Source organism: Bergeyella cardium (assembly GCF_009914665.1).
GTDB classification, from domain to species: domain Bacteria; phylum Bacteroidota; class Bacteroidia; order Flavobacteriales; family Weeksellaceae; genus Bergeyella_A; species Bergeyella_A cardium.
Window position 1 is genome coordinate 413,082 of record NZ_CP029149.1, and the last position, 24,004, is coordinate 437,085.

Annotated in this window: 24 protein-coding genes and 1 tRNA gene; 5 read left to right on the forward strand and 20 right to left on the reverse strand. The window is 40.6% G+C overall.

The window, feature by feature from the left end:
- The first annotated feature begins 8 nt into the window (after positions 1-8).
- Positions 9-1,037, forward strand: coding sequence for a tRNA (adenosine(37)-N6)-threonylcarbamoyltransferase complex transferase subunit TsaD (gene tsaD / locus DBX24_RS01870; protein ID WP_120488615.1), 1,029 nt, complete (start codon positions 9-11; stop codon positions 1,035-1,037).
- A gap of 526 nt (positions 1,038-1,563) precedes the next feature.
- Positions 1,564-2,034, forward strand: a complete 471-nt coding sequence (locus DBX24_RS01875) for an Lrp/AsnC family transcriptional regulator (protein WP_120488614.1) — start codon at positions 1,564-1,566, stop codon at positions 2,032-2,034.
- A 55-nt stretch (positions 2,035-2,089) separates the two neighbouring features.
- Here the strand turns inward: DBX24_RS01875 and DBX24_RS01880 are convergent, their stop codons facing one another.
- The 11 genes from DBX24_RS01880 to pdxH form a co-directional block, all read right to left on the reverse strand.
- Positions 2,090-2,677, reverse strand: a complete 588-nt coding sequence (locus DBX24_RS01880) for an HAD family hydrolase (protein ID WP_120488613.1) — start codon at positions 2,675-2,677, stop codon at positions 2,090-2,092.
- A 1-nt stretch (position 2,678) separates the two neighbouring features.
- Positions 2,679-3,404 (reverse strand): SDR family NAD(P)-dependent oxidoreductase, encoded by a 726-nt coding sequence (locus DBX24_RS01885; RefSeq protein ID WP_120488612.1) that lies wholly within the window; start codon positions 3,402-3,404, stop codon positions 2,679-2,681.
- Between the two features lie 12 nt (positions 3,405-3,416).
- Positions 3,417-4,727: an FAD-binding oxidoreductase gene (locus DBX24_RS01890; RefSeq protein WP_120488611.1), complete on the reverse strand. Its 1,311-nt coding sequence runs from the start codon at positions 4,725-4,727 to the stop codon at positions 3,417-3,419.
- 48 nt (positions 4,728-4,775) lie between these two features.
- Positions 4,776-5,663, reverse strand: a complete 888-nt coding sequence (locus DBX24_RS01895) for a decaprenyl-phosphate phosphoribosyltransferase (RefSeq protein WP_160223796.1) — start codon at positions 5,661-5,663, stop codon at positions 4,776-4,778.
- 84 nt (positions 5,664-5,747) lie between these two features.
- Positions 5,748-7,166, reverse strand: a complete 1,419-nt coding sequence (locus tag DBX24_RS01900; protein ID WP_120488609.1) for an L-serine ammonia-lyase — start codon at positions 7,164-7,166, stop codon at positions 5,748-5,750.
- Positions 7,167-7,455: 289 nt separating this feature from the next.
- Positions 7,456-9,375 (reverse strand): DUF2207 domain-containing protein, encoded by a 1,920-nt coding sequence (locus DBX24_RS01905; protein WP_160223797.1) that lies wholly within the window; start codon positions 9,373-9,375, stop codon positions 7,456-7,458.
- 18 nt (positions 9,376-9,393) lie between these two features.
- On the reverse strand, positions 9,394-9,948 hold the full coding sequence (locus DBX24_RS01910; protein ID WP_160223798.1) for a LemA family protein: 555 nt from the start codon (positions 9,946-9,948) through the stop codon (positions 9,394-9,396).
- Positions 9,949-10,143: 195 nt separating this feature from the next.
- A complete protein-coding gene (locus DBX24_RS01915) occupies positions 10,144-10,329 on the reverse strand; it encodes a hypothetical protein (protein WP_160223799.1) in 186 nt (61 codons plus the stop codon).
- Between the two features lie 110 nt (positions 10,330-10,439).
- Positions 10,440-11,510 (reverse strand): putative type IX sorting system protein PorV2, encoded by a 1,071-nt coding sequence (locus DBX24_RS01920; RefSeq protein ID WP_120488607.1) that lies wholly within the window; start codon positions 11,508-11,510, stop codon positions 10,440-10,442.
- A 35-nt stretch (positions 11,511-11,545) separates the two neighbouring features.
- Positions 11,546-12,430 (reverse strand): DMT family transporter, encoded by an 885-nt coding sequence (locus DBX24_RS01925; protein ID WP_160223800.1) that lies wholly within the window; start codon positions 12,428-12,430, stop codon positions 11,546-11,548.
- A gap of 25 nt (positions 12,431-12,455) precedes the next feature.
- Complete coding sequence (gene pdxH / locus DBX24_RS01930) at positions 12,456-13,100, reverse strand: pyridoxamine 5'-phosphate oxidase (protein ID WP_120488605.1); 645 nt, start codon at positions 13,098-13,100, stop codon at positions 12,456-12,458.
- Positions 13,101-13,123: 23 nt separating this feature from the next.
- Between pdxH and DBX24_RS01935 the strand changes: the two genes are divergently transcribed.
- Positions 13,124-13,669 carry a YqgE/AlgH family protein gene (locus DBX24_RS01935; protein WP_160223801.1) on the forward strand — a complete coding sequence of 182 codons (546 nt, stop codon included), beginning with the start codon at positions 13,124-13,126 and terminating at the stop codon, positions 13,667-13,669.
- 66 nt (positions 13,670-13,735) lie between these two features.
- Here DBX24_RS01935 and DBX24_RS09325 read toward each other — a convergent pair whose 3' ends face one another.
- The 5 genes from DBX24_RS09325 to DBX24_RS01955 form a co-directional block, all read right to left on the reverse strand.
- Positions 13,736-13,909, reverse strand: a complete 174-nt coding sequence (locus DBX24_RS09325; RefSeq protein ID WP_162926730.1) for a hypothetical protein — start codon at positions 13,907-13,909, stop codon at positions 13,736-13,738.
- A 57-nt stretch (positions 13,910-13,966) separates the two neighbouring features.
- Positions 13,967-15,541: a DUF6850 family outer membrane beta-barrel protein gene (locus tag DBX24_RS01940; protein WP_160223802.1), complete on the reverse strand. Its 1,575-nt coding sequence runs from the start codon at positions 15,539-15,541 to the stop codon at positions 13,967-13,969.
- Positions 15,542-15,554: 13 nt separating this feature from the next.
- A complete protein-coding gene (locus DBX24_RS01945; RefSeq protein ID WP_160223803.1) occupies positions 15,555-16,880 on the reverse strand; it encodes a DUF4876 domain-containing protein in 1,326 nt (441 codons plus the stop codon).
- 359 nt (positions 16,881-17,239) lie between these two features.
- Positions 17,240-18,193 carry a glycosyltransferase family 2 protein gene (locus tag DBX24_RS01950; protein ID WP_120488601.1) on the reverse strand — a complete coding sequence of 318 codons (954 nt, stop codon included), beginning with the start codon at positions 18,191-18,193 and terminating at the stop codon, positions 17,240-17,242.
- Positions 18,194-18,211: 18 nt separating this feature from the next.
- The gene (locus tag DBX24_RS01955; protein ID WP_160223804.1) at positions 18,212-18,991 is read right to left on the reverse strand and encodes a DUF3108 domain-containing protein; all 780 of its coding nucleotides are present in this window, start codon (positions 18,989-18,991) and stop codon (positions 18,212-18,214) included.
- Between the two features lie 101 nt (positions 18,992-19,092).
- Between DBX24_RS01955 and DBX24_RS01960 the strand changes: the two genes are divergently transcribed.
- Both DBX24_RS01960 and DBX24_RS01965 read left to right on the forward strand, forming a co-directional pair.
- Positions 19,093-20,148, forward strand: coding sequence for an NAD(P)/FAD-dependent oxidoreductase (locus tag DBX24_RS01960; RefSeq protein ID WP_160223805.1), 1,056 nt, complete (start codon positions 19,093-19,095; stop codon positions 20,146-20,148).
- Between the two features lie 9 nt (positions 20,149-20,157).
- Entirely contained in the window at positions 20,158-20,490 is a 333-nt protein-coding gene (locus tag DBX24_RS01965; RefSeq protein WP_120488598.1) for a 2Fe-2S iron-sulfur cluster-binding protein, read from the forward strand.
- Between the two features lie 226 nt (positions 20,491-20,716).
- On the opposite strand, the gene DBX24_RS01970 is transcribed toward DBX24_RS01965, so the two are convergent.
- The 4 genes from DBX24_RS01970 to DBX24_RS01985 all read right to left on the reverse strand — a co-directional run bounded on the left by DBX24_RS01970 (position 20,717) and on the right by DBX24_RS01985 (position 23,912).
- Positions 20,717-20,787: transfer RNA gene (locus DBX24_RS01970), tRNA-Cys, on the reverse strand.
- Positions 20,788-20,902: 115 nt separating this feature from the next.
- Entirely contained in the window at positions 20,903-21,970 is a 1,068-nt protein-coding gene (locus DBX24_RS01975; RefSeq protein WP_160223806.1) for a mannose-1-phosphate guanylyltransferase, read from the reverse strand.
- Positions 21,960-22,547 carry a SprT-like domain-containing protein gene (locus DBX24_RS01980; protein WP_260392825.1) on the reverse strand — a complete coding sequence of 196 codons (588 nt, stop codon included), beginning with the start codon at positions 22,545-22,547 and terminating at the stop codon, positions 21,960-21,962. The genes DBX24_RS01975 and DBX24_RS01980 overlap by 11 nt, the downstream gene beginning before the upstream one ends.
- A 48-nt stretch (positions 22,548-22,595) precedes the next feature.
- The gene (locus DBX24_RS01985; RefSeq protein ID WP_160223808.1) at positions 22,596-23,912 is read right to left on the reverse strand and encodes a TolC family protein; all 1,317 of its coding nucleotides are present in this window, start codon (positions 23,910-23,912) and stop codon (positions 22,596-22,598) included.
- Positions 23,913-24,004 lie beyond the last annotated feature (92 nt).

Below are 24,004 nucleotides of genomic sequence, written 5' to 3' on the forward strand. Positions count from 1 at the left end.
AAAACATAATGAATACACCTATTATCCTCGCCATTGAATCCTCTTGTGATGATACCTCTGCAGCTGTTCTTAGGGGGAATATTGTGCTCTCCAATATCGCTGCCAGCCAGAAGGTACACGCAGAATATGGAGGGGTGGTTCCAGAGCTGGCTTCAAGAGCGCATCAGCAGAATATAGTCCCCGTTATTCATCAGGCTATCAAGGAAGCAAAGATACAACAAAAAGATATTTCCGCAGTGGGCTTTACAAGAGGACCTGGACTGCTCGGCTCGCTCTTGGTGGGTACTTCTTTCGCAAAATCGCTCTCCATGAGCTTGGGCGTTCCATTAATTGAGGTCAATCACCTGCAAGCGCACATCCTCGCACATTTTATAGATGATGCCAACCCTACACCTCCTCAGTTTCCCTTTCTTTGCCTTACCGTAAGCGGTGGGCATACCCTCATTGTACTCGTAAAAGACTATTTTGATATGCAGATTGTCGGGCGAACAATAGATGATGCCGCAGGTGAAGCATTTGATAAAATAGGAAAAATAATGGGGCTGGAGTATCCCGCAGGAGCAGTTATAGACAGGCTCTCGGCAGAAGGAGACAGCAAGGCTTTTTCCTTCAGCAAGCCCAAAGTTGCGGGTTATGATTATTCATTCAGTGGGCTGAAAACCTCCTTCCTCTATGCTATTCAAAAGGCTGAAAAAGAAAATCCCAACTTTATTAAAGAGAACTTAAATGACCTCTGCGCATCCATACAGAGAACGATTATTGAAATCTTAATAGATAAATTAGAACAGGCAGCCTCTGACTTAAATATAAAAGAAATAGCCATAGCAGGAGGTGTCTCTGCAAACTCAGAGCTCAGAAAATCCATAACACACAAAGCCCAAAAACTCGGCTGGAAGACCTATATTCCCAAATTTGAATACACTACCGACAATGCCGCTATGATTGCAATGGTAGCAAAACTCAAATACGACAGACAAGAATTTGCCGACCTTAGTATTACCGCCAGTCCTCGCCCTGCTACCAGCCAAGAGATTTAGCTATAATCGTACAGTTTGTAAACAGGTAATACAATTACTCATAATACTTTTATCAGACTGGGTAATGTATTTTTCGTAATCAATTCTTGATTTATATAGAAAAACATATATTTTCTATCGCAATAAATCAATTTTCTAAGCTTTAACAGACAAAAAAAGAAATGAAAAATCGATATTTTTTATTCTTTTTTTTAATGAGAGAAGGCAAATACTTTGGTAGTATCCCCCATAATGCTGACTAAAAAATTAAAGCAAGACAGTCTATTGGTAAAACAAGATGATAAAAATAACTATTAAAGACAAAAAATAATGAATTAAATTATTTAAAATATAATATAAAAGAAATATTATTTCTTCTACTCTACATCATTTTCATTATTTCTCATTAGAATGAAACTTTTAAAGAAAATAAGCGTTTAAATAGCGTTAAATACCGTTAATTTTTAAAATAAATTTTCACTAATAGTTTTTTTTCTTAAATTTGCCGAAAGATGATCTATTATTAATAATTTAACGAGTCAACATTATGAACTATTTATTAGATGAAATCGACAAAAAAATCCTGGATTTTTTAGTTGAAAATACAAGAACTCCTTTCACGGAGATTGCGAAACAAATGAATGTATCCGCGGGTACCATTCATGTGAGAGTAAAGAAAATGGAAGATGCAGGAATCATCCAAGGCTCTTCCTTAGTTATTGATTACTCTAAGTTGGAATTTAACTTTACTGCATATATCGGTATCTTGCTTTCTGCATCTAACAAAACTCAAAATGTATTGAAAGAATTGGCAACTATCCCAAATGTGGTAGAGATAAGCGTAACTTCTGGTAAATACAATATCTTCTGTAAGATAATCGCTAAAAATACCGAAGATGCGAAGAGAATCATTTATCAGATTGATGATATTAATGATGTAATGCGTACAGAAAGTATGATTTCTATGGAAGAGCACCTGAGCGATACTAATAGATTAATTAAAGCAGTTTCTGTTTAATTAGAATAGTCTTGAAAATCTAAAAAATCCTTAGTGAGAGTTCACTAAGGATTTTTTAATGGAAAAACCTGAAATAGCTTTCATTTGCCCATTGGAGCATTGGCTTATCTCCACTGGTATCGCCAAAGGCGATGGTCTTATCGTATTTCTTACCTTGTATTTGGGCTTTTATTCGGGTTACCTTTTCCCTGCCATTGCAATTGGGTGTTTTAAATTCACCTGTAAATACTCCATCCTTAAAATATGCCTCCGTAGAGATGAGATTCATCTTAAACTCCTCCGCAAAAGGCTTTACCCAAATATCCAAAGATGCGGTTACCAAATAAGAGTCAGTCTTCTCTCTGTCTATTTTCTGAATAAAATCTAACGCCCGTTCTCTAATTAAACTTGGATAATACTCCGCAAAAAATGCTTGGGACTTCCTTTCTATAAACTCCTGAGTTTTGCCTTTTAGCAAAGAACTGATAAAACTTTTCTTTACCTGAGCGGCATCTATCAGTTTTAGCTTCACGAGAATAAACAGAGGAATGTGCTTCAAGTACTGAAATCTGTACTTAGAAGGGCTGGCAAACCTGAGGAAGAGGAACATTGTGTCTTTATGGGTAAGCGTTCCATCAAAATCAAAGAAATAGAACTTTTTCATTTTACAGCTTCAATCTTTTGAAGATAAATTCTGGAATATTCCTGATAATAGCCATTATAAACCACCAAACAGGGAGTACATAAGCCGTATCCCTCTTCTTTTTATAGGACTTGTAGATACATTCAGCAGCTTGTTTAGGACTTGCTGTGAGCTTAGGATTGAGGGGCAAACCTTCCGTCATCTTAGTTGCCATAAAGCCTGGCTTCACTGTAATCACATTGATTTTTTTGCTGTACATATAGTTCCTAAGCCCACTGAGGTAGGCCGTAAAACCTGCCTTTGCAGAACCATAAATAAAATTACTCTGCCTGCCCCTATCACCCGCTACCGAAGAGAGCGCGATGATAGTCCCTCTTCTCTTCGATTCAAACTTCTGAGCGAAATAATTTATAAGCGGAACGAGCTTAGCATAATTAATATCTATAATCTTTTGGGTGTTTTTATTATCATAAAGCCCCTCTGCTGTGCCTTTGCCCAAATATCCAGAAGCACAGAAGAGCAAATCCGAATCTATATAATCCAGTTTATAATACTGGTCATCATTCATTAAATCAAAATCTACAACTTCGGAATATTGCAAATATTTCACCTCTATATGCCGAGCAAAGCGCTCTGCGGAATCTCTATTAGAGGTAAGAAGATATATTTTTTCAAATCTTCTGCCTTCGGATAAAACCTTCTCTACAAATGCCTGTGCTACTTCCGAATTACTACCTAAAACAATCATAAAACTAAATAATTAGGGATTTAATATTCTTTTTCTCTGCAAAGAAATAAACTTGGGACTATCTACATTTTTAAGATAATTGGTAAGGCTTGGCTTGCTCATACTGTCTTTGGTAAGGTATATTCTGCCTCCAAAATCCTCTACAATTTTATCTAAACTCTCCACTAATTTTTTGAGTTTAGAATTTACTTTGAAGTCTAACGCAAGGGTATAGCCCTCCATAGGAAAGGAATTATACGCCTGTGGATTATTCTTACCGAAGAGTTTTAGTACTGCGAGGAAAGAACCGTTGCCCGACTTAGCAATCGTTTCAAGGATTTTTCTCATCCCCTCCTTGCCCTTATCTTTTGGGATTACCATCTGATACTGTATAAAGCCTTTCTTACCATAGATTTTGTTCCATTCATTAACTGCATCAAGGGGGTAAAAGAAAGGTTCATAATGCACAAAATTATTTACTTGCTTCTTCGCTTGCTTATAAAAATACAGCCAGTTGAATATTTTTATGGTCAAAGAATTCAGTACAAAACTCGGAAAGTAAAACGGCACAGTAGGCATAAATGATTTCTTGAGTTTCAGTGCATTTTTTTGTAATGATGCCGGTAGCTCTGCTTTCAGAGCGTGTTCTCCTCTCATCAGAATAGAGCGCCCGATATTCTTCCCCTTCTGCAAACAATCGATCCAGGCTACGGTATAAGTCCAAGACTCACTTTCTTCAAAGAGTTTAAAAATCTCATCTAAATTCTCCGCTTTAATGCTTTCCTGCCGAATATAAACGGATTCAATATTCTTCAACTTTATTTTTGCGGAGAGAATAATCCCCGTAAGCCCCATTCCACCGACAGTTGCCCAAAAGGTTTCCGCATTCTGCTCTCGGGAGCAGAGAATAATCTCCCCATTCTCTTTCATCAGTCTAAATTCTATTACATACTCGGAAAAGCAGCCTTCTGCGTGATGATTCTTACCGTGTACATCAGAGGCTATTGCCCCTCCTACACTCACAAATTTGGTACCTGGCGTTACATTCAGAAAATATCCCTGAGGCACAACGACCTCTAATATATCGGATAAAAGCACTCCAGCCTCACATTCTATAATGCCTTCTATCCTATCAAAACTGATGAATTTATTAAGCCTTTTGGTAGAAAAAATATTCTCTGCCAATGAAGCATCTCCATAGCATCTTCCATTTCCTCTTGCAATGATTTCCCTATTTCTAAGCACAAAATCCTTTATTTTACTTAGAGTGTCCTCAGACTTCATTACTTTTTCTACTACTGGGAAGTTGCCCCAATTGGTTACTTTCTGTTTATATTCTGGCATAGTCTAATGATGAATAGTCAATTAAAATAAATCTCAACCGCTCTAAAATTAATTATGATAATAAATCAAGAGCAGGAAGCAGAGAATCCAAAGCAAAAGGGTAAGCTGTATATATCGGTCTCTGTAAATAATCTTGGTGGGAGATTCCGTTCGGTTATACACCAATGTCTGCTGCAAATACCGAAGAAAAGCAAAAACCACGAAGATAAAAGTATAAAATACCTTCTGCCCAAACCTCTCCTGAACCTCTGGCGTAATGGTAAACATTAAATAGGAAATAATCCCCAGCGTAACCGATACCGAAAGTGCAATATCCGCAAACTGCACATTATAGCCGTCTAATGCCCTACGAGTTTTACCTGTAAGCTGTGCATTAATCAGCTCTCCCCTTCTCTTTCCAATGGCGAGAACCAATGCTAAAACAAAAGTCAAAAGTATCGCCCACTGAGAGATAATAATCCCCGTAGCATAGCCCCCTGCCAATACCCGAAGTACAAAGCCCAAAGCAATAATACTGATATCTATAATCGCTATATGCTTCAGCTTAAAAGTATAGGCGAGGTTCATTATAAAATAGGAAACGATGATAGCCACAAACCGCCAGTCTGTATGCTCCAAACAGCAGAAACCTATGCACACAAGCCCAGCAATAAGGCATAGCAATCCTACAAAAACAAGCCGTGCAACGGATTTTGAAATAGCCCCGCTTGCTAACGGTCGTCGTCTTTTTATCGGGTGTTTTCTATCGGCTTCTATATCTATGTAGTCATTAATTATATAAATAGAACTTGCTGTAAGCGAGAATACAGCAAAAGCAAAAAGGCTTTCAATAAAAAGTGAAAACTCAAAAATTTTCCCAGAAAAAAAGAGCGGAACAAAAACAAAGATATTCTTGACCCACTGCTCTATTCTCAAAAGTTTTAAGTATTTAATCATCCATCCTGTTTAGAGTTGCAAAAGTAGCCATTTAATCGGATTTTCTATGTGCTCAAAACGATTTTTTAAACCTAATGATGAAGCTTAGCATTCCGCTACATTTACAGCAATGGCAAGCCCACCCTCAGAGGTTTCTTTAAATCTTTCATTCATACTTTGGGCGGTATCCCACATAGATTGTATCACCTCATCAAGGGAGACGATGGCTTTCTTAGGGTCGCTCTCCATTGCGATATTCGCAGCGGTTATTGCCTTTATTGCTCCCATAGAATTTCGCTCTATGCACGGAATCTGAACCAGCCCACCAATCGGGTCACAGGTAAGGCCGAGATGATGCTCCATCGCGATTTCTGCTGCCATTAGAACTTGTTCAGGACTGCCCCCCATTATCTCGGTAAGCCCCGCCGCTGCCATAGCAGAAGAAACACCGATCTCCGCCTGGCAACCTCCCATAGCGGCAGAGATGGTTGCATTTTTCTTAAAGAGCGTACCGATCTCCCCAGCCACGAGTATAAAACGGATAATATCCTCATCCGAAGTATGAGGGGTAAAGGCCTGAGAGTACATCAGTACGGCGGGGATTACTCCGCTCGCTCCATTAGTCGGTGCCGTAATAATGCGCCCAAAGCTGGCATTCTCCTCATTTACGGAAAGAGCAAAGCAGGAAATCCACTTATTCACAGCGGTGAAATCCTTCGGAGCAGAAATTACAGCATCAAACCACTCATTCATATTCTTATACACTTTATCTCCGAGGAGTTTTTGGTTTAAATCGTGAGCACGGCGGGTTACTTTCAGCCCACCAGGCAGTATGCCCTGCTTATTCACCCCTTTGTAGATACACTCCTTAATGTGTTTCCAGATGCTCAGGGCTTCTTTCTCTGTTTCTTCTCGGCTGCGCCAGCTCTCTTCATTCAAATAGATAAGGTCAGACAGCTTGCTAAGCCCTAATTTATTCAGATATTTGATGATATCCTTACCGTTGTGGCAAGGGTAAAGCGTTCTTATGCAATGCTCCTCGATAGAATTATTCTCCTGAGTCGCTACAAACCCACCGCCTACGGAATAGTAATCCTGCTCGAGCACCTCTCCATCATTAAACACCGCTCGGAAAATCATTCCATTGGGGTGGAAGTCCAGCGACTTCTGTTTATTCAGGACTAAATGATGACCATAAACAAACGGGAGCCTCACCTCACCAGCGAGGAGAATCTGATTTTCGGTTTTAATCCTCTCTATCTTTTCGTCTATGGTATTGGTATCGATGGTTCGGAAGTTCTCGCCAGAGAGCCCAAGCATCCCTGCGATATCGGTACCGTGACCGACGCCTGTCTTCGCCAGAGAACCGAAGAACTCCACGAAGACCTCCTTTACTTCGCTTAGCGGTCTGTGCCTTTTTATCTGGTCTATAAACATTTCAGCAGCGTTCCAAGGGCCCATCGTATGGGAGCTGGAAGGGCCTATGCCTACTTTAATAATCTCAAAAACGGATATGGACTGCATAATCGCAAAGGGTTTTAAAATATGATAAGGCAAAAATATTTAATTCAAAGAACAGATACAAAAAATACCAAAACAAGGAAGATTTTCAACCCCTGAAAAAGCGCCCCTACAGGCTCATCTGAGAAGGGTAAGAAATTCTTCCCAGTGTTTTTAGTAAAACATCCGCATGTTTTAGACAATTCTTCCCAGTGTTTTAATCAATTCGTCCGTATCTTTTTTTAAGGCTAATGAATCATCAGAGAAAAAGATGCTCATCGATTCAAAATTTAATACCGAAAAGCGGGGCAGATTACCAGCCGCCGCCACCACCACCTCCTCCTCCGCCGCCAGAGAAGCCCCCACCAGAGGAACCACTCGACCAAGAGGAGGACGAGCCCACATTAGAGCTGGAGGTCGGAGCAATGCTCGATACACTGATGGAGCTCGCCAAGCTGCTGTACAGCGCTGCACTTACATAAGGAGCACTCGCCTCGTATGCCTCTCGCTCTTCTTCGGACATTGTATTGAGGACATTGCTAAACTTCTTGCCCCAGATGTTCTGCACACCCAGAACCATCGCATACGGAAGGTACTTTTGGAAGACTTCTGGCGTCATCTTCGGTGGGTTGTGGAACTGCATCAGCTTGGTCTCAGCAGCGCCCAAATACATTTTAAAGCCCTCAATCTCCGATTGTATCTTCAGCTTCTCTGCGTCTGGCTGCGTCATCAGATAAGCATAATAGAACATCACCTGAGCACCGATACAGCCGAAAACCATAAGGGAGGAAAAGGAAATATCATCTGGGTCATAGAGCGAACCGAGAAAGAAAACCGATCCTACCACTTCCAACCCGATAACAACGAGCAAGAAAATCCTGAAAGCGAGATAGCGCATCGGCCAGAAGCAAACGATTAATACCCCAAAAAAGACAATCCCTATAGTCATTGCCAAAGTGAGAAGACCGCCCCAATCCGAATTAAAGTAGAAAGTATGCAGAACTCCGAGCGACATCAAGGAGAGAAGAAAAACTCCTATCGCCCTTAGCGAAGCCTTGAGATTGAGCTTTGTTTCTAAGAGTTTAGTGTATTTAAAGGTTACGGATACTCGGAATTTCTCTACCATACGCTCCATCTCCTCATCATAGCTCGACTCTATGGTGAAGCTCTTTCTTCCGTTTTTAAAGAGGCGTCTCAAGAGTATTTGCTCCTCTTCTGGCAGGTCTTCGCTGGCATCTTTCAGTTTGATGATTTTAAAAACGCGCTTACCCTCCTCCTCGATTTTAATGTACTTCTTCACTGCCAGATGGGTGAGCGATGCGGAGACCAGCTTTTTATCAAAGTCCTCTTTAAGGATATAGCCCAAATCTGCCACCGATAATTTCCTCGGCACTGAGTATTGAGGGATAACTAAAGGCTTTTCTGGGTCTTTGCCCTCTGCCTGCCACCTCCTGTAAAGGAAAAAGCTCCCCACAAGGCTTATAAGAAGGATGAGGAATAGCATAAAGTACTGCTCTCCAAAAGTGGGCGGTTCTGGCTCTTGGATAATGCCTTTCTTTATTCCCGCCGCTACGGTAAGCCCTTCGTGTGGCGCGAGATGATACGCCTGAAAGTGGATTACATTTTTAGAGAGGAGCTTGCTGGAGCAGTCGTGATCGGTAGAACCTGCTGCACCCGTATAGCAGGCTTGTTGCAGGATTTCCGCACCCTTAGGGAAGGTAATGGTCGCTTCGCATAAGCCGATATCAAAGCTCCATCCGTTGCCGCTCACATTCCAATAGAGCTCATCAAAGTCATTATAAAAGCCAATCTGGTTGGTCGCTGTATATTCTATCTCGTATTCATAATCGCCCTCACTCAGGTAGGTGTCTTCGCTCCCGATATAGATTTTGAGTTCGTCTTCTGTTTTGGTCTTGTAAGGTACGGCTTCTCCGTCCTTTTTCACGGAGAGGATTTCGGTTTTCACCTTTAGTCTTCTCCCCTTCAGCTCACGGCTAAGAGGGAGGCTCCTTACAATACCACGCTTGATTTCTTCACCCTTTGAGCGCACTTTAATCTGCTCCTTTACCTTGATGGTCTTCGGGTCTTTATCTACATTGATAAAGGATTTAAAGCTAAGAATACCCTCAACATCATTTTCATAATATTTAGGATAGCCCAAAGAATCGCCACTCGCCTGCTGGGCAAAAGACTGAGCGAAGAGAAATATCAACAGGAAAGAAAATATTCTCATCGTTTTGTGATTAATGGATTAGAATTTCACTTGTGGAACGGCTCTCTCGGCAGGGTTTTCCAACTCGAAGAACGGTGAAGTACGGAAGCCAAACATCCCCGCAACGATATTTTTCGGGAAGGTCTGTATTGCGGTATTCTGCTCCCTCACGGTGCCGTTGTAGTACCTGCGGGCAGACTCTATATTGTCTTCTATCTCCGTCAGCTGGCTCTGGAGCTGTAGGAAGTTGGTATTCGCTTTAAGGTCTGGGTAGCTCTCTACCACTGCATTCAGGTGGAGCATTGCATTGCTCAGTGCTTTCTCCGCCTCTGCCTTGCCCTCTGTGGTGCTTGCAGATATTGCTTTGCTTCTCGCCTCGGTAACTTCCTTAAATACTGATTTCTCGTGCTCTGCATAGCCTTTTACAATCTCCACGAGGTTGGGGATAAGGTCGTGCCTCTTTTTGAGGAAAACCTCTATGCCACTCCACGCCTCCTGTACCAGCATTCTCAGCTTTACAAGGCTATTATACATCAAGATAAAAAGAAGTGCAACCACTCCAATGACAATAAGAACGATAACTTGTGTGCTCATAAGTATTTAATTTAAAACCTTGCATAGTTACGAAAAATATTGGAGCTATACACCATAGGTATGGGGCAGCCACACGATAATGTGAGACACCCTCACACGAGAGTGTGGGAGGTTCTCACACGGGAATGTGGGTTATCTCAGCAGCTCCCTACACGATAAATCCCGCTAAAACTTAAATCTAATACCACGGATACCTTAATCGGGAGCATAGATATAGTCAGGGCTAAACTCTAAACTGTGAGAGTTAGGTACGCCTCGGTTATCAAACGGGTCTTCAATGCGGGAGATAAGGAATGGGAGGTTCTTTGTAGGCTTCCAATCCAGCAAGTTTTTTACCCCTGCGTAGATCCCCCTGTTCTTAATGCCCTCGTAAGTAAACATTATGTTCTAAAGACTGAACCAAGGAGAGTATTGCGGGCGCGGATCATTATGCGATTTTTCTTATGCAATAAAAAAATCTCCTTTATAGCGGGAAATTTTTCTTTGGTTTCTTAGAATTTATTGATTTCAAACTTCAGAGAAAAGAAATTCGAGTAGAAATTAGACCCACTAATGCCCGAGTTGGTTATTGCATAGTCCAGACTGAGCCCTTTATACTTAATTCCCACCCCAGCACTTGGTTGGAAAGATACTTTTCGCTTCAGATCTTCAATATCGGTTATGGTTTGGAACCTATTCACCCCAAGACGAACGAAAATCATATCCTGATATTTCAGTTCCGCTCCTGCAAAAGGCGTAATACTCGCAAAATCTGTCGATACAAGCGCTGAAGTCTTTGCAAAATCTACATTAACGCCCACTTCTGGTAGCAAATCAAGCTCTCTACTCAGCTCAAATTTCTTACTCGCTGCCAAATTGAGCTTCGGTGTGGTGATTTCCAACTTTTGCTTTGGCACAGGGTTAAACTCCTGCCCATTAACAATTGTGGAGAGCTCCTTTCTATTAATATCCCAGAAGTTTGTCGTCGTCGTCGCATCACGAAGCATCGCACCAAAAGCCCAATCACTCTCAGTACGATACATCGCACCCACATCAAAGCCAAAACCAAAGGAGTTGGCAAACTTACCCACATTCCTATGGACGATTTTCGCATTCACCCCCACACTTAGTCGGCTATTCGCCCGAAAAGCATACGAAATAATTCCCGCATAATCCGCCTGAGAGAACTTTCGTATCTTGTCATAGTCGATATTCCCCTCAGTATCGATGAGTTTCGTCGTATCCAATATATTATCAACCCCCAATCGAACCAATGACACCCCAAACACCCCCGAATTACCCTCCAGCGGCTTTGCAAAGGCAAGATAATCGTATTTTGCTATCGATTCAAAGTACTCTGCGTGCATCCCCGCCGCTTGCCAGCCGTCATCCACGCCCATAAGCCCCGCTGGGTTCCACATTGGCGAATAAACATCCTCTTGATGAGATACTACCGCCCCTCCAAGCGCCAATCCCCGCGCACCAGCGCCAATATTCAAAAATTCATTAGAATACTTCCTCACAACCTGCGCACCAAGCCCAGAAAAGCCCATCGCAAGGATAAAAAATATCGTCTTTTTCATAGTTTTAATTGTATTTAATGCTATTTTAATAGTATTTAATGCCGTTTCAGCTTCCGTTTCGCTTTCAAATATCCATTTGCAAAAATAGAAAATATCATCACTACCGCCGAGAGGTAGAATACAGGCGTCATATGCTCCGTTTCCCCAAAAATCAAGTACGCCAGCACAATTCCATACACAGGTTCTAAGTTCACCGTCAGTATTATCGTAAATGGCGAGATGTACTTCATCAGATTTACAGACTCCAGCATCGGATATGCCGTAAATACCCCTGATAACAAGACTATCAACGATAAATTTTGCCAACTTATTTCACTCATATCCAATATTTCCCCCTGTCCCGTTAATAAAAAATAGAAAAAAAGCACCACCGTACCCCCAAATATCTCGTAAAAAATAATATTTCCAGACGCCGTACGCCCATACATCTTCCCATTCAGCACCGAAAAGAGCGTCCCCAGCAATGCACAGATAATCCCATACATAATCCCCATTTTATACGCCATTTCAGCATTAAAAATCAAAAGAATACACCCAACAATGATAATTCCGATGATGATTTCCCTCAAATCCACCCTCCTCCCGAAGATAAGAGGCTCAATAAGCGCCGCAAATAGCGTCGAGAGAGACATACAAGACAGCGCAATCGCCACATTCGCCACCTTTATCGAAAGAAAAAACAATATCCAATGCCCAGCCATCAAGCTCCCAACCCCAAAAAGCTGAAGCAACAGCCTCAGCGAGATATTCATTCGGTTTCGTAAAATAAATCGATTAGAAATAAAGAGAAATAACGCAGCAAAACCCATCCTAAAAAAGGTAAGCCGGTAGGCATCTACACTAATCAGCTTCCCCAATACCGCAGTAAAGCCCCACAAGAATACAATAAAGTGCAACCTCAATAAAACAGATTTCTGCATAGATATAAAAACGATAATTCGCAGATTAAGGAGCTAATCGCACCCGTTGCCAGTCATAATCCTCACCTAAAGTATAAAGAATACGGTCGTGTAATCGGTTCGGCCGCCCTTGCCAGAACTCAATCTCATAAGGTCGCGCAAGATACCCTCCCCAATGCTCCGGTCTCGGCACTTCCTTCCCCGCATACGCCTTTTCAGCCTCCCTCAGCTTGTTTTCAAGGTAGTTTTTGTCTGGAATAATGCTACTCTGTGGCGAAATTACCGCACCCAATTGGCTTCCTCTCGGCCGCTCAGCAAAATAGCCATCACTCAGGTTCTCAGCCAGCTTCTCCACCACAGATTTTATAATCACCTGCCGCTCTAAGCCCGGCCAAAAGAAGTGTAAGCACGCCTTCGGATTACGAGCCAGTGCCTCCCCCTTTCTACTCCTATAATTCGTATAAAATATAAAGCCTTCATAGGTATATGCCTTCAGTAGCACCATTCTCGTCCTCGCACACCCATCAGATTCCACCGTTGATACCGCCATTGCATTCGCTTCCGAGATTAATCCGCTTCCTTCTGCATCAAAGAGCCAATCCCTGAACTGTTCCATCGGATTTCCCTTCATCTCAGCCTCTCTCAGCTCATATTTATCATAAATTTTTCTTCTGTCGTGTAGATTTTCCATTAGAAATTATTATTTTTGAAATTATGAATTTGTCTTGCAAAGGTAAAGTATTAATCTCCACTCCCGATGCCTCTCGGGACTTATTTTATCGTTCCGTTGTCTTAATCGTTGAACACGACCAGAACGGAGCACTCGGTTATATCCTTAACAAGAAGTTTAGCAAGCAGATAAGACCCATAAAAATCGGTAATTTCTTTCAGTTTGAGCTCCAATGTGGCGGTCCTGTAGATGTAACCAAGTTTTCTATCATCGGAAAGAATCCGCCCGTAACTAATGACTTTATCCCGATAAATAACACCCATTACCTCACTGCAGATTGGGATACCGTTATACAATCCATATCAGATGGTGATACTATGCTCATCGATTATAAGATTTTTTATGGCCATTCCAGTTGGGCACCTATGCAGCTCGATTACGAAATTCAAAACAAACTTTGGATTGTTATTGATACTAATTTTGACTTTACCCTACAGGCTGACGAGCGTCTTTGGAAAGAAATGATGGCGGGCCTCGGTGGTGAGTACCTTATCTGGGCAAATGCCCCCGATGAAATCTCTCATAACTAATAATATTCTCCCTCCTTTTAGATAAAATAAAAGTAAAAGCTATCCCGATTGGACGATCTCTATTCTCTACTTTGAAAAATATGCTGATATTATTTCCCAAAATCCTTTGCCTGCAAAATAAATAAGAGCAGTAGATATAATGCCCTTTACTGTAAAAAATATAAGCCCTGCTATGCCTAATTTCTTAAACCTGTTTCTCCATTTCCCTGCACCGTTGTTGTTAATCTTTTCTTGCTTCATCAGCTGATAATTTTGGGTAAAAGTAGAGATTTTCTACATATGGCTAATAGCCCCATTTTAGTTATAAATTTTTAGCCCTATATTCCAAGTGAGGGATTGTTGTTTATTGAATGGATGTGGAACTTTAAAATTTTGATTTGAGACAAAGAAAGTCGTACTGGTATTCACAAAAAGTCTCCACATATAGGATTTTCTGGTGGTATCAAGACCGAGTTCTAAAAACGGCTGGCAGCGTGTGGAAGTATCATAGAGGTGGTCTGGCGAGGCTACGCTATCTACAAACTGATTATTCCGTACATTTTGGTAGGGCTTATAATCAAATTTATGCTTGAGAGGCAGGTAGAGATTGCCTTCTATATTATAGTAGAATTTATTCTTTGGAGAGAGCTTAAAATCCTGCCCATAAGCAAGGCTAAATGCCGCATAATAAATATTCTTATCTAAAAATACAGAGAGGTCTTTGGTAGAGAATTTCCCTGTCTTTGCACCAAACCCCAGCCGAGTAGTTTCGCCGTTGTTTTTAAGGAAGGAGAGATGAGTTTTAATGCTCACTTCTTCGTTAATTTGGCGATTGGATGATGCCTGCTTTGTATAATTAAAGTTGATACTGGATGACGAAGATGCCATAAGCAAAGTCTCCCAGATTTTAGACTGACCAGCATGTCTGAAAAAAACTGAAAATTTATCGGTTTCTGTTCTGAGAGCGAGTTCTTTTTTATTAGAATTGAGAATAAAATCATCATAGGTCTTCAACAAGCTATACTCATTCTGATAGCTCAGTTTCAGCAGAGATGATTTGCCATAGAAAATATAATCTGCTCCTAAATAATTCCCCTGCTGTTTATAAACATTTCTGATGATTCCAGAAGTGGAGTTTGAGACATAATTATTGCCATACCCTTGATTCCAAGTGAGGAAAGTATCTGGATAGGTAATGATATTATTGAGCTCTGGGTTCTCGTAAAAGATATGATAATCCTTATGAAAATCCTGATAACCAACAAAAGCCAACAGCTGATGCTTTCGGAAGGTATAACCTGCTTTAAAAGCAAATTCATAATTAACATTCTGCACTTTCGGTCGGGCATCTATATTTCTGTAATTCTCATCATAATACCCATCTGCCATTGCCTGAAAAACGATATTACTAAACGGCTGATATGCAATAGTCCCTCTCAGATGATATTGCTGCTTATCCCAATCGCCCTTTCTACTAACATAATAATAAGGTTTATTGACAGCAAACTGGTTATCCGTACGCTCTTCCAGTAGAATATTACCTACTTGCTTTTCCTTTATCTTATGAAAATCTATATTCCCACTGATGAACAGCTTAGGATTAATCTTGAATAATCCCTTAGAACTAAAATAAAAATCATAGGTACTCTCGGCGGTTTGCACTCTATTAAACCGAGAATTCTTTGTATTGAGCTGAACCGCAGTTTCGGTATAATTAGGAAACGACCTTTGGAAAGCGATATGTGGATTGGAGACAACCTCATCTTTATACACAGCCTCTTGCCCAATGATTAAACTGTCCTGCGCAGAAAGATAGGTAGAGAAAAAAGCCATACCCCACAAGAGTATTTTTCTTGTGGAGTACAGGCTTGATTGATTTACAGATTGTATCATATACCTATTGATTTTAGAAACCTCTTGGGTTTGCTCTTACCGTTGTAAAATCTTGCTGAGAGTTATTGGTATCCTGTAATATCTTTCTACCATTAACGGTAGTCTTTACCTTTCTCATAACACAAGATGAAGAATAAGCCCCCAAAGCGGTAAAGGTATATTGAGAATCTACATTATCTGCCAGCTGTTTCGGTCTGCCCTGGTCTTTAAGGTTGAGATCTACACCGTCTATAATAGCAGTGTTTGGAAGTCTGAGATACTGATATTTTTTATCTCCATTAGGCAAATAAACCTTAGGATAAGCTGCTACTTCTGCCTCTGTAGCACGGAAGATAACCATAGACTCTTTCCCCTGTGGATTTAGTAAGAAGTCCTTAGCTCCTTCTCCCATATGAATGACTTCCAAATCTGGAACACTTGGGTTGTCTATATCTGTGAAATAAACAGGCTGACCTATAGACTGTCTATAATTTCCTAAATATCCCTCAAAGTCTGCATTTTTTAAATCTACTGTAAGTTCTGGATCTTCTATTTTAATAGGGTTTCCTGAGTTGTCCAAAATAGGTTCTTTATGATTAATCGCAGTAGCTGCTATTACAATACTCTCCCCTGGGTTTATAGGATATTGCTTGCCTGTACCTGGGATTTTATATACATAAATAGCATATACATAGTCTGTATTCGCTGCAGAACCGATGTTGTTCCCAGCAGACTTACTCCAATCATACTGACCATTTGCCAGTGTATACTCGGTTACTTTCTTACTGCCATTACCTTTTAGTTGTGCAAAATAAAGCCCATCAGCATACTGAACCTCATTAGAGTTATTAAATATCTCCACAAACTGGTCTCTAAACATTGCTCCTTTCTTTACATCAGAACCCGCATAGTAGATTTGTTTCAGCACCAAGCTACCGATTGTACCCGCAGTTAATGAAATACTAACCGAAGAGGTATTGGAATTAACGACCACTTTCTCCTGGCTTCCATTAAATGTAATCTCGTCCTGCCCCGTGAGGTTGTAGCCAAATATCTCCAAAAATTTCTCTGCTGATAGCTTCTGAGTAATACTTACATTATACTCCCCTGGCAGTAATTCTGAAAGGCTTACCTCTCCATTCGCATCGGTTTGCTTTTCAATTTTCTCCTGAGTTTCAAGATTTGTAATGGTTACAGAGGCAGCATTGGGTTTCTGGTCTCCATAACTCCTGTCATAATGCGTAATAACCTTAAAAGGTACTGGCTTTATCTGCTGGGTGCTATTGAAATCATCATTTCTACACCCTGTTACTGTGAGCAAGAGCATTGCTATTGCTCCAAATAAAAACTTTTTCATCATTGTTGAAATATTAAAATTAAAGTTATCGTTAAATTATCATATTCTCAATTCGTTATTTAGCTTTAAAAACAAAAGTTTCAAAGAACTTTCTACTATCATTTTTGACTTTGAGGAGATTTTTCCTTTTCACTTAATTCTTGCCAAATAATACCTTATTCTACTATTATATATCTCTATTGTATTTTGATTCTATAGGTTTTTCACTGCAAATTACCTCTGACATTTCCAATAATCACTGCAAAAAATATTTATCTCTCCACCGCTCTCCCCAAAAACTCGGTTTAATCTTGATGATTAACATTTAGTACAGTTCATCCCGCTAAATTATAAAAATGTATGTAGCTAACAATACCTAAAAATTAAATCTCTTCTTCTATATGGTAGTTCTTGTGCTCCCTGTTGGTTCGGATAATAAGCTCACCGAGAAATCCAGAAACGAAAAGTAGTGTTCCCAAAATCATCATTGTAAGAGCAATGAAAAACCAAGGATTGTTGGCGATTAAGTTTCCGTATATTTTGTGGATATAAACATCGATTAGTTTGGAGGCTCCGAGCCAAAGAGCTGAGAGAAATCCTATAATAAACATAAGGGTACCTACTGCCCCAAAGAAATGCATTGGTCGCCTGCCAAAGCGGCTCACAAACCATAGGGTGATCAAATCTAAAAAACCTCTGATAAACCGCTCTGTTCCAAATTTTGAAACTCCATAAGGGCGAGCCTGATGCTGTACTGCTTTTTCGGTAATCTTTCGGAAGCCTGCATTGGCGGCAAGTACGGGTATGTATCTGTGCATATCTCCATATACATCTATGGATTTTATCACTTGCTTTTTGTAGGCTTTTAGTCCGCAATTGAAGTCGTGCAGATAAACCCCAGAGACTCTCCTTGCAGCAGCATTGAAGAGTTTGGAGGGCAGATTTTTTGTCATTACATTATCGTAGCGTTTTTTTTTCCATCCAGAGACGATATCGTAATTGTCTTTTACCACCATATTATAAAGCTCAGGGATTTCTTCTGGGAAGTCTTGCAAATCGGCATCCATAGTGATGACAACTTCTCCTTTTGCTTTGGCAAATGCGGCATTTAGTGCTTGAGATTTACCATAATTCTGAGAGAATTTTATACCGTGTATCTGTGGGTTTTGTATTTTGAGATTTTCAATGATAGACCAGGAGTGGTCGGTACTGCCATCGTCTATAAACCAAACTTCATAGGTGTATTGATGCTCCTTGCAGACTTTATCTATACGATAAAAAAGCTCTTCTAATGATTCTTCTTCGTTAAATAGCGGGATTAATATTGAGATATTCATCGTTTTGGAGTGGCGTTTTTATTTTTTAGTTTTGAAATCAATAGGATGCATTATATTTTTATAATCCACCAAATCAGCCTTTATAGAGCCTACAACCAATTGAGCCTGTATTGCGATAGGGATGTGGTTGCTATCATTCGTTACCCATAATGAAACCCCTTCTTTATCTTTAAAGACTCTTCCACTCATTACCGAAGGTATTATTTTAAGGCAATTTACCCTTCCAAATTTGGTTTTAATGTTTTCCACACCTACTACTTTTAGCCTGAAAGGGAAAGACTCATCATCTATCCAGACATTAAGGTTAATAACATCTCCTACTTTTAACTGCTCTGGACTGAGACTCCTCAGATGATAAAAGGCAGAGAGCATATCTTGTATTCCTGCGGTTGTTTTTATGGTGCGGGGAGGGTTCTCCGTATTTATTTTATCGGTGAGGACTAATGTATTATTTGCGTGGTTAAAACTTGCCTGCAAATGCTGCTTATAGCTCCCTTCGCTTACATTTCGTACATAGAAACTCGGCAGTCCTGTGGAGGTACTTACATAGCTTTCATAGAGGTCATCTACTTTAAAGAAAGCGCGCACTGCTCCCGAACTTCTGCCTACACCTCTTACATAGAGATGAGGTTTATTATTATAGGTTTTAATATTTGCAGAGAGGGTAGCTGTACCCGCAGTGAATATACCGTAATGAATTCTGTAAGACAGGACTTCTCCAGATTGGATATTGTCAAATTTCTGAGCTATTGAAAGGTTTGAAATACTTAGAAGTATGAGTAATATGATTTTTTTCATTCGCCAGTTTTTACAAAAATACTGCCATTTTATTTGCAAGCGAAATTACAATATATTTTATAAATTTGCATTCAATTTTTTAATCTCTAAAAGATTTTTCTATGATTACAACAGATTTACTTATAATTGGAGCAGGTCCTACGGGACTTTTTACTGTTTTTGAAGCAGGCTTACTCAAAATAAAATGCCATATAATAGATGCTCTTCCTCAGCCAGGTGGTCAGCTTGCAGAGCTATATCCTAAGAAGCCTATTTTTGATATTCCAGGCTATCCATCAGTGGGTGCAGGTGAGCTTATCGATAATCTAATGGAGCAAATTAAGCAGTTTGAGCCAGGTTTCACCCTTTCTGAGACTGCCGTTTCTCTTACAAAGGTAGATGAAGAGTGGTTTGAGGTAGTTACAAATAAAGGGACTGTTCACCGTGCAAAAGCAGTAGCCATTGCGGGCGGACTTGGAACTTTTGAACCGAGAAAACCCGAGTTTGATAATGTAGCGGATTACGAAGAAAAAGGCATAGAGTATTTCGTGAAAGACCCAGAGCTTTTCAGAGATAAAAAAATCGTTATTGCGGGTGGTGGAGACTCTGCTTTGGACTGGAGCATCTTCCTTTCAAATGTAGCGAAAGAAGTAACCCTTATCCACAGGAGAAATGAATTTCGCGGAGCATTAGACTCTGTTGAAAAAGTTCAGGAGCTTAAAAATCAAGGTAAGATTAATCTGATTACCCCTGCTGAAGTTACTGCCGTAAAGGGTGAGGGGCGCGTACAGGCAATCACCGTACAGAAAGAAGGCGAGGAGGCTTTCGACTTGGAGACCGATTATTTCATCCCGCTCTTTGGGCTTACTCCTAAACTCGGTGAATTGGCCAACTGGGGCTTGGAAATAGAGAAAAACGCCATTAAAGTAGATAATACACTCGATTATCAAACCAATATAGACGGCGTGTATGCCATAGGTGATATCAATACCTACCCAGGCAAGCTCAAGCTCATTCTCTGTGGTTTCCACGAAGCTACACTGATGTGCCAGTCCGTATATAACAAGCTAAACCCAGGTAAGAAATATGTCCTTAAATACACTACCGTAAGTGGGGTAGATGGCTTTGATGGCAGCCGTAAGGAGGCCGAAAAAGCAGTGGTAAAAAAGATAGATTAATACAGCAAAATGAGTGATGTAAATATTAAAATAAAAGATAGGGACGGTGTAGTGCACGAGATTGCTGCACCTACGGATATGTCTATGAGCCTTATGGAGGTTATGCGTGCCTATGCCATTGCTGAAGACGGTACTATTGGTAACTGTGGTGGTATGGCGATGTGTGCTTCCTGCCAGGTTTATGTAGAGAAAGGAGAGGAACTCCTCGCCCCAATGGAAGCAGAGGAAGATGCAATGCTTGCTGAGGCGTATCATACCCAGTCAAATTCCCGATTGGGGTGCCAGATTCCAATCACCGAAAACCTCGAAGGCTTAGAGGTAACCCTTGCTCCTTATCCATAGATGGCTTATAGCAATTGGCTGTTAGCTATCTTGTGGAGCAGTTTTTATATTTCAAAATATTGGCTACTGATTAATTCTGTTCAGTAGTCTTTTTATGGAGATGATTATTTTAAACCTCAAAACTTAAATCCTTTTTGCAAGCCCTGAGAATAGAGATGAATATTCTACAAATTATATGAAGCACTAAAACAAAAAGAGACTTAAAATATTTTAAGTCTCTTTTTTGAGGTACCTAGCGGATTCGAACCGCTGTAGATGGTGTTGCAGACCACTGCCTAGCCACTCGGCCAAAGTACCTTGTTTAGTGGTTGCAAATGTATATATTTTTTCTGATAAACGAAAAATTTTATACGAAATTTTAAAGGTTTTTACCTTCCCTCTTTGCACAGGCAAAGCCCAAACTCTAAACTTCCTACTGTTTATTGGTAGAGTATAAATCGTTTACATAATTCTTTATCAGTTGGTCATTCTTACGGGGGCAGATAAGGAGGGCTTCTTCTGTATCTATTACAATATAGTCCTTTATACCATCTATAATCGCCTTTTTATTTTTACTGCCAAGCCTTACAATATTCCCAGAAGCATTATAGACTTTAGTATTATGATTTATTGAATTATTTTCTCCATCTTTCTCTGTGTGTTCGTATACGGAAGTCCAAGTTCCTAAGTCACTCCAGCCTAAATCTGCTGGGATTACATAAACATTATCTGCTTTTTCAAGGATGGCATTGTCTATTGATATTTTTGTAACCTTCGGATAAATAATATCAATGCAAGAATTCTCTTCAGAGCTATTGTACTCACAGGAATTAAACTGATGAAGCATTTCTGGCAGATATTTACTGAATGATTTCAGAATAACCTTAGCATTCCAGATAAAAATCCCTGCATTCCAAAGGAAATCTCCACTTTCAAGGAAGGATTTTGCTATTTCCAAATCGGGTTTTTCGGTAAAGGTCTTTACTTTATAATAGTCTGCCTTCTCGGTAGGCAGATACTGAATATATCCATAGCCTGTGTCGGGGCGTGTAGGGGTAATCCCCAATGTAATGAGGTATTCGTTTTCCGATGCCAGCTGAAGTGCCATATTAATCTTCTGCTGAAAACGGTTTTCGTTTAATATTAAGTGATCAGCGGGGAGAACTACAATATTTGCATCGGGGTTTTTATGGCTTATTTTATTCACCATATAGAGATTGCAGGCTGCGGTATTCTTCATCATCGGCTCGCCTACGATATTTTCTGGTAGCACCTCTGGTAGCTGCTCTTTACACACTTCTATATAGTCTCTATTGGTTATTACGAAGATATTTTCGGCAGGGATTATTTTAGAAATCCTTTGATAAGTCTGCTGAATCATCGTATTTCCTGTGCCTAATATATCCAAAAACTGCTTTGGAAACTCTTGAGTACTCAGCGGCCAGAAACGGCTACCTATCCCTCCTGCCATTATAATACAATACTTATTATTATTCTCCATTTTGTTTTTTTCTTTGTACAAGAGTAACGGATTTAAACATATACTTCTTATCCGTACTTAAATTCTGGCAAAGATAATTTTTTTTCCGCTTTTCTATGAGCTTATACACCTGCTTTCGGTAGATAAACTCCTCTCCCATCGCGAGATTTTCTATATAGACGCCATCTGTAGTCTCGGGTTCTGGGCGGAAGTACCTCACCAAATCTTCACTTGCCATAAAATTCGCTTTCGGAGATTTGGAAAACTTTATCAGCAGAGGTCTTGCTTCCTCTTTGTATACGGGCAGGCTTTCCAATATCATATTTCCAAAGGTGAGCTTCCACTCTTTACCGTGTGGGGGTATCCTCCTTCCGAATTTTTCAAAGGCGAGGAGATGTGCCAGCTCGTGAGTAAGCACAAAGAAGAACAACTCAGGCTCGAGGGTAGAATTAAGCGTAATCTTATGGCTATCATTGGGGAGTTTTATATAATCTCCCTGCTTAGAATGCCTGTCTCGGGTAATGTGTATATGAATACGATAGCTCCCAAACCACTTTTTAAGGTAAGGGAGCGTGTGTTCTGGTAAAAATTTCGGCAATAGGTTTATAGACACTCTTTTTTTCGGCAAAGATAATACTAAGCCCCATTAAAGGCTAAACGGTAAGCCAGCATAGAAGTCCAAAAGCTTGAGCTGGAAGATATAATTAAACTTCGCTTGTGCCACCGAGCCTTGTGCATTCGCATAATTATTCCTCGCGATATTCACATCATAGATGGTGGTGCGCCCTGCCTCATAGCTCTTCTCGGCAAAATCAAGTGCCAGCTCTGCCGACTTCTCCGCTTCTACGGCAGAGATGTAGATTTCATAATTGCTCTGTGCGGTATATTCGGCTCGTTGTACATTTTGTAGCACCTCCTGCTTCTGCTGCTGGAGGTTGGTTTTTGCGAGCTCCTCGCTGAGCTTCGCTTGCTCTACTTGTAGCTTGGTAATCCCTTTGTTGAAAATCGGAATCGTGGCAGAAACGCCGAGCTGCTGACCGAAATTATCCTTATACTGCTGGGAGAATGATTTATTCTCATCGCTGTTCAATGCTCGGAAGTAGAAAGTTCCCACCCCTGCGCTTGCGCTTATACTCGGATAAAAAGCCGTTTTGGCAATCTCGGTTTGCTTCTCAGAAGCCCTAATTTTTGCCTCTGCACTCTTGATTTCTGGTCGGCTATTATAGATTTCCATTAGTTTTTCTTCGGAGATAGGGGCATTCCGCTCTGGGATATCCAATACGGGGTTTTCCGCCACATCAAAGCTCTTATAATCCTCTATTTGGAGGAGCATCGCCAGGTCAAAAAGCGCATTATGGGTATTGATTTCCGCTGTTTTCAGGTTCTGAAACTCCCTTGCCACCGCTGCTTTTGCTTCCGCCAAAACGGTGTATGCCGTAGTCCCCGCCGCAGTGGTTTTCTCGGCTCTTTCCAAGAGTTTCGCTGCATTTTCATACGAACTCTTATTGATGAGCTCCACCTCCCTGTTCAGCAATACGGTGAGGTACTGCTTAGCGATTCTCACATAGATATCGTTCTTGGTTTTTTCAAGGTCATACCTGCTGGCTTCCACCTCATAGCCCGATTTCTGTATCTGCTTGTTCAGCCTGCTGTGGTTATACACACTGATGCTTGCCCTCAGTCCGGCATTGTTATTAAAGCTGTTATTCGAGTGGTTATTTCCGAAGACATCTTGGCTCTGCCCAAAGTTGAAGTCATTCCCCACCGAGCCTGCTACACTTGGCAAGCCTTCTCTCCTTGCCATATCAAAATTCTTCTGCTGTATATCGCTATTCTTCTGGGCATATCTAATCTCCAAATTATGCTCCTCCGCATATCGTATGCAGTCCTCTAACGACCACCTCTTCTGAGCCGCCAATACCCCAGACGCTACTCCTAATACCAAAGCAATGTATCTTTTCATTTTAAAATTTTAATGCTATTAGACGCCCAACACCCTCATTTCGTTACATAGTGTGGGATAATGAGTCCATAGCCAGGGAGACAATTATTGCT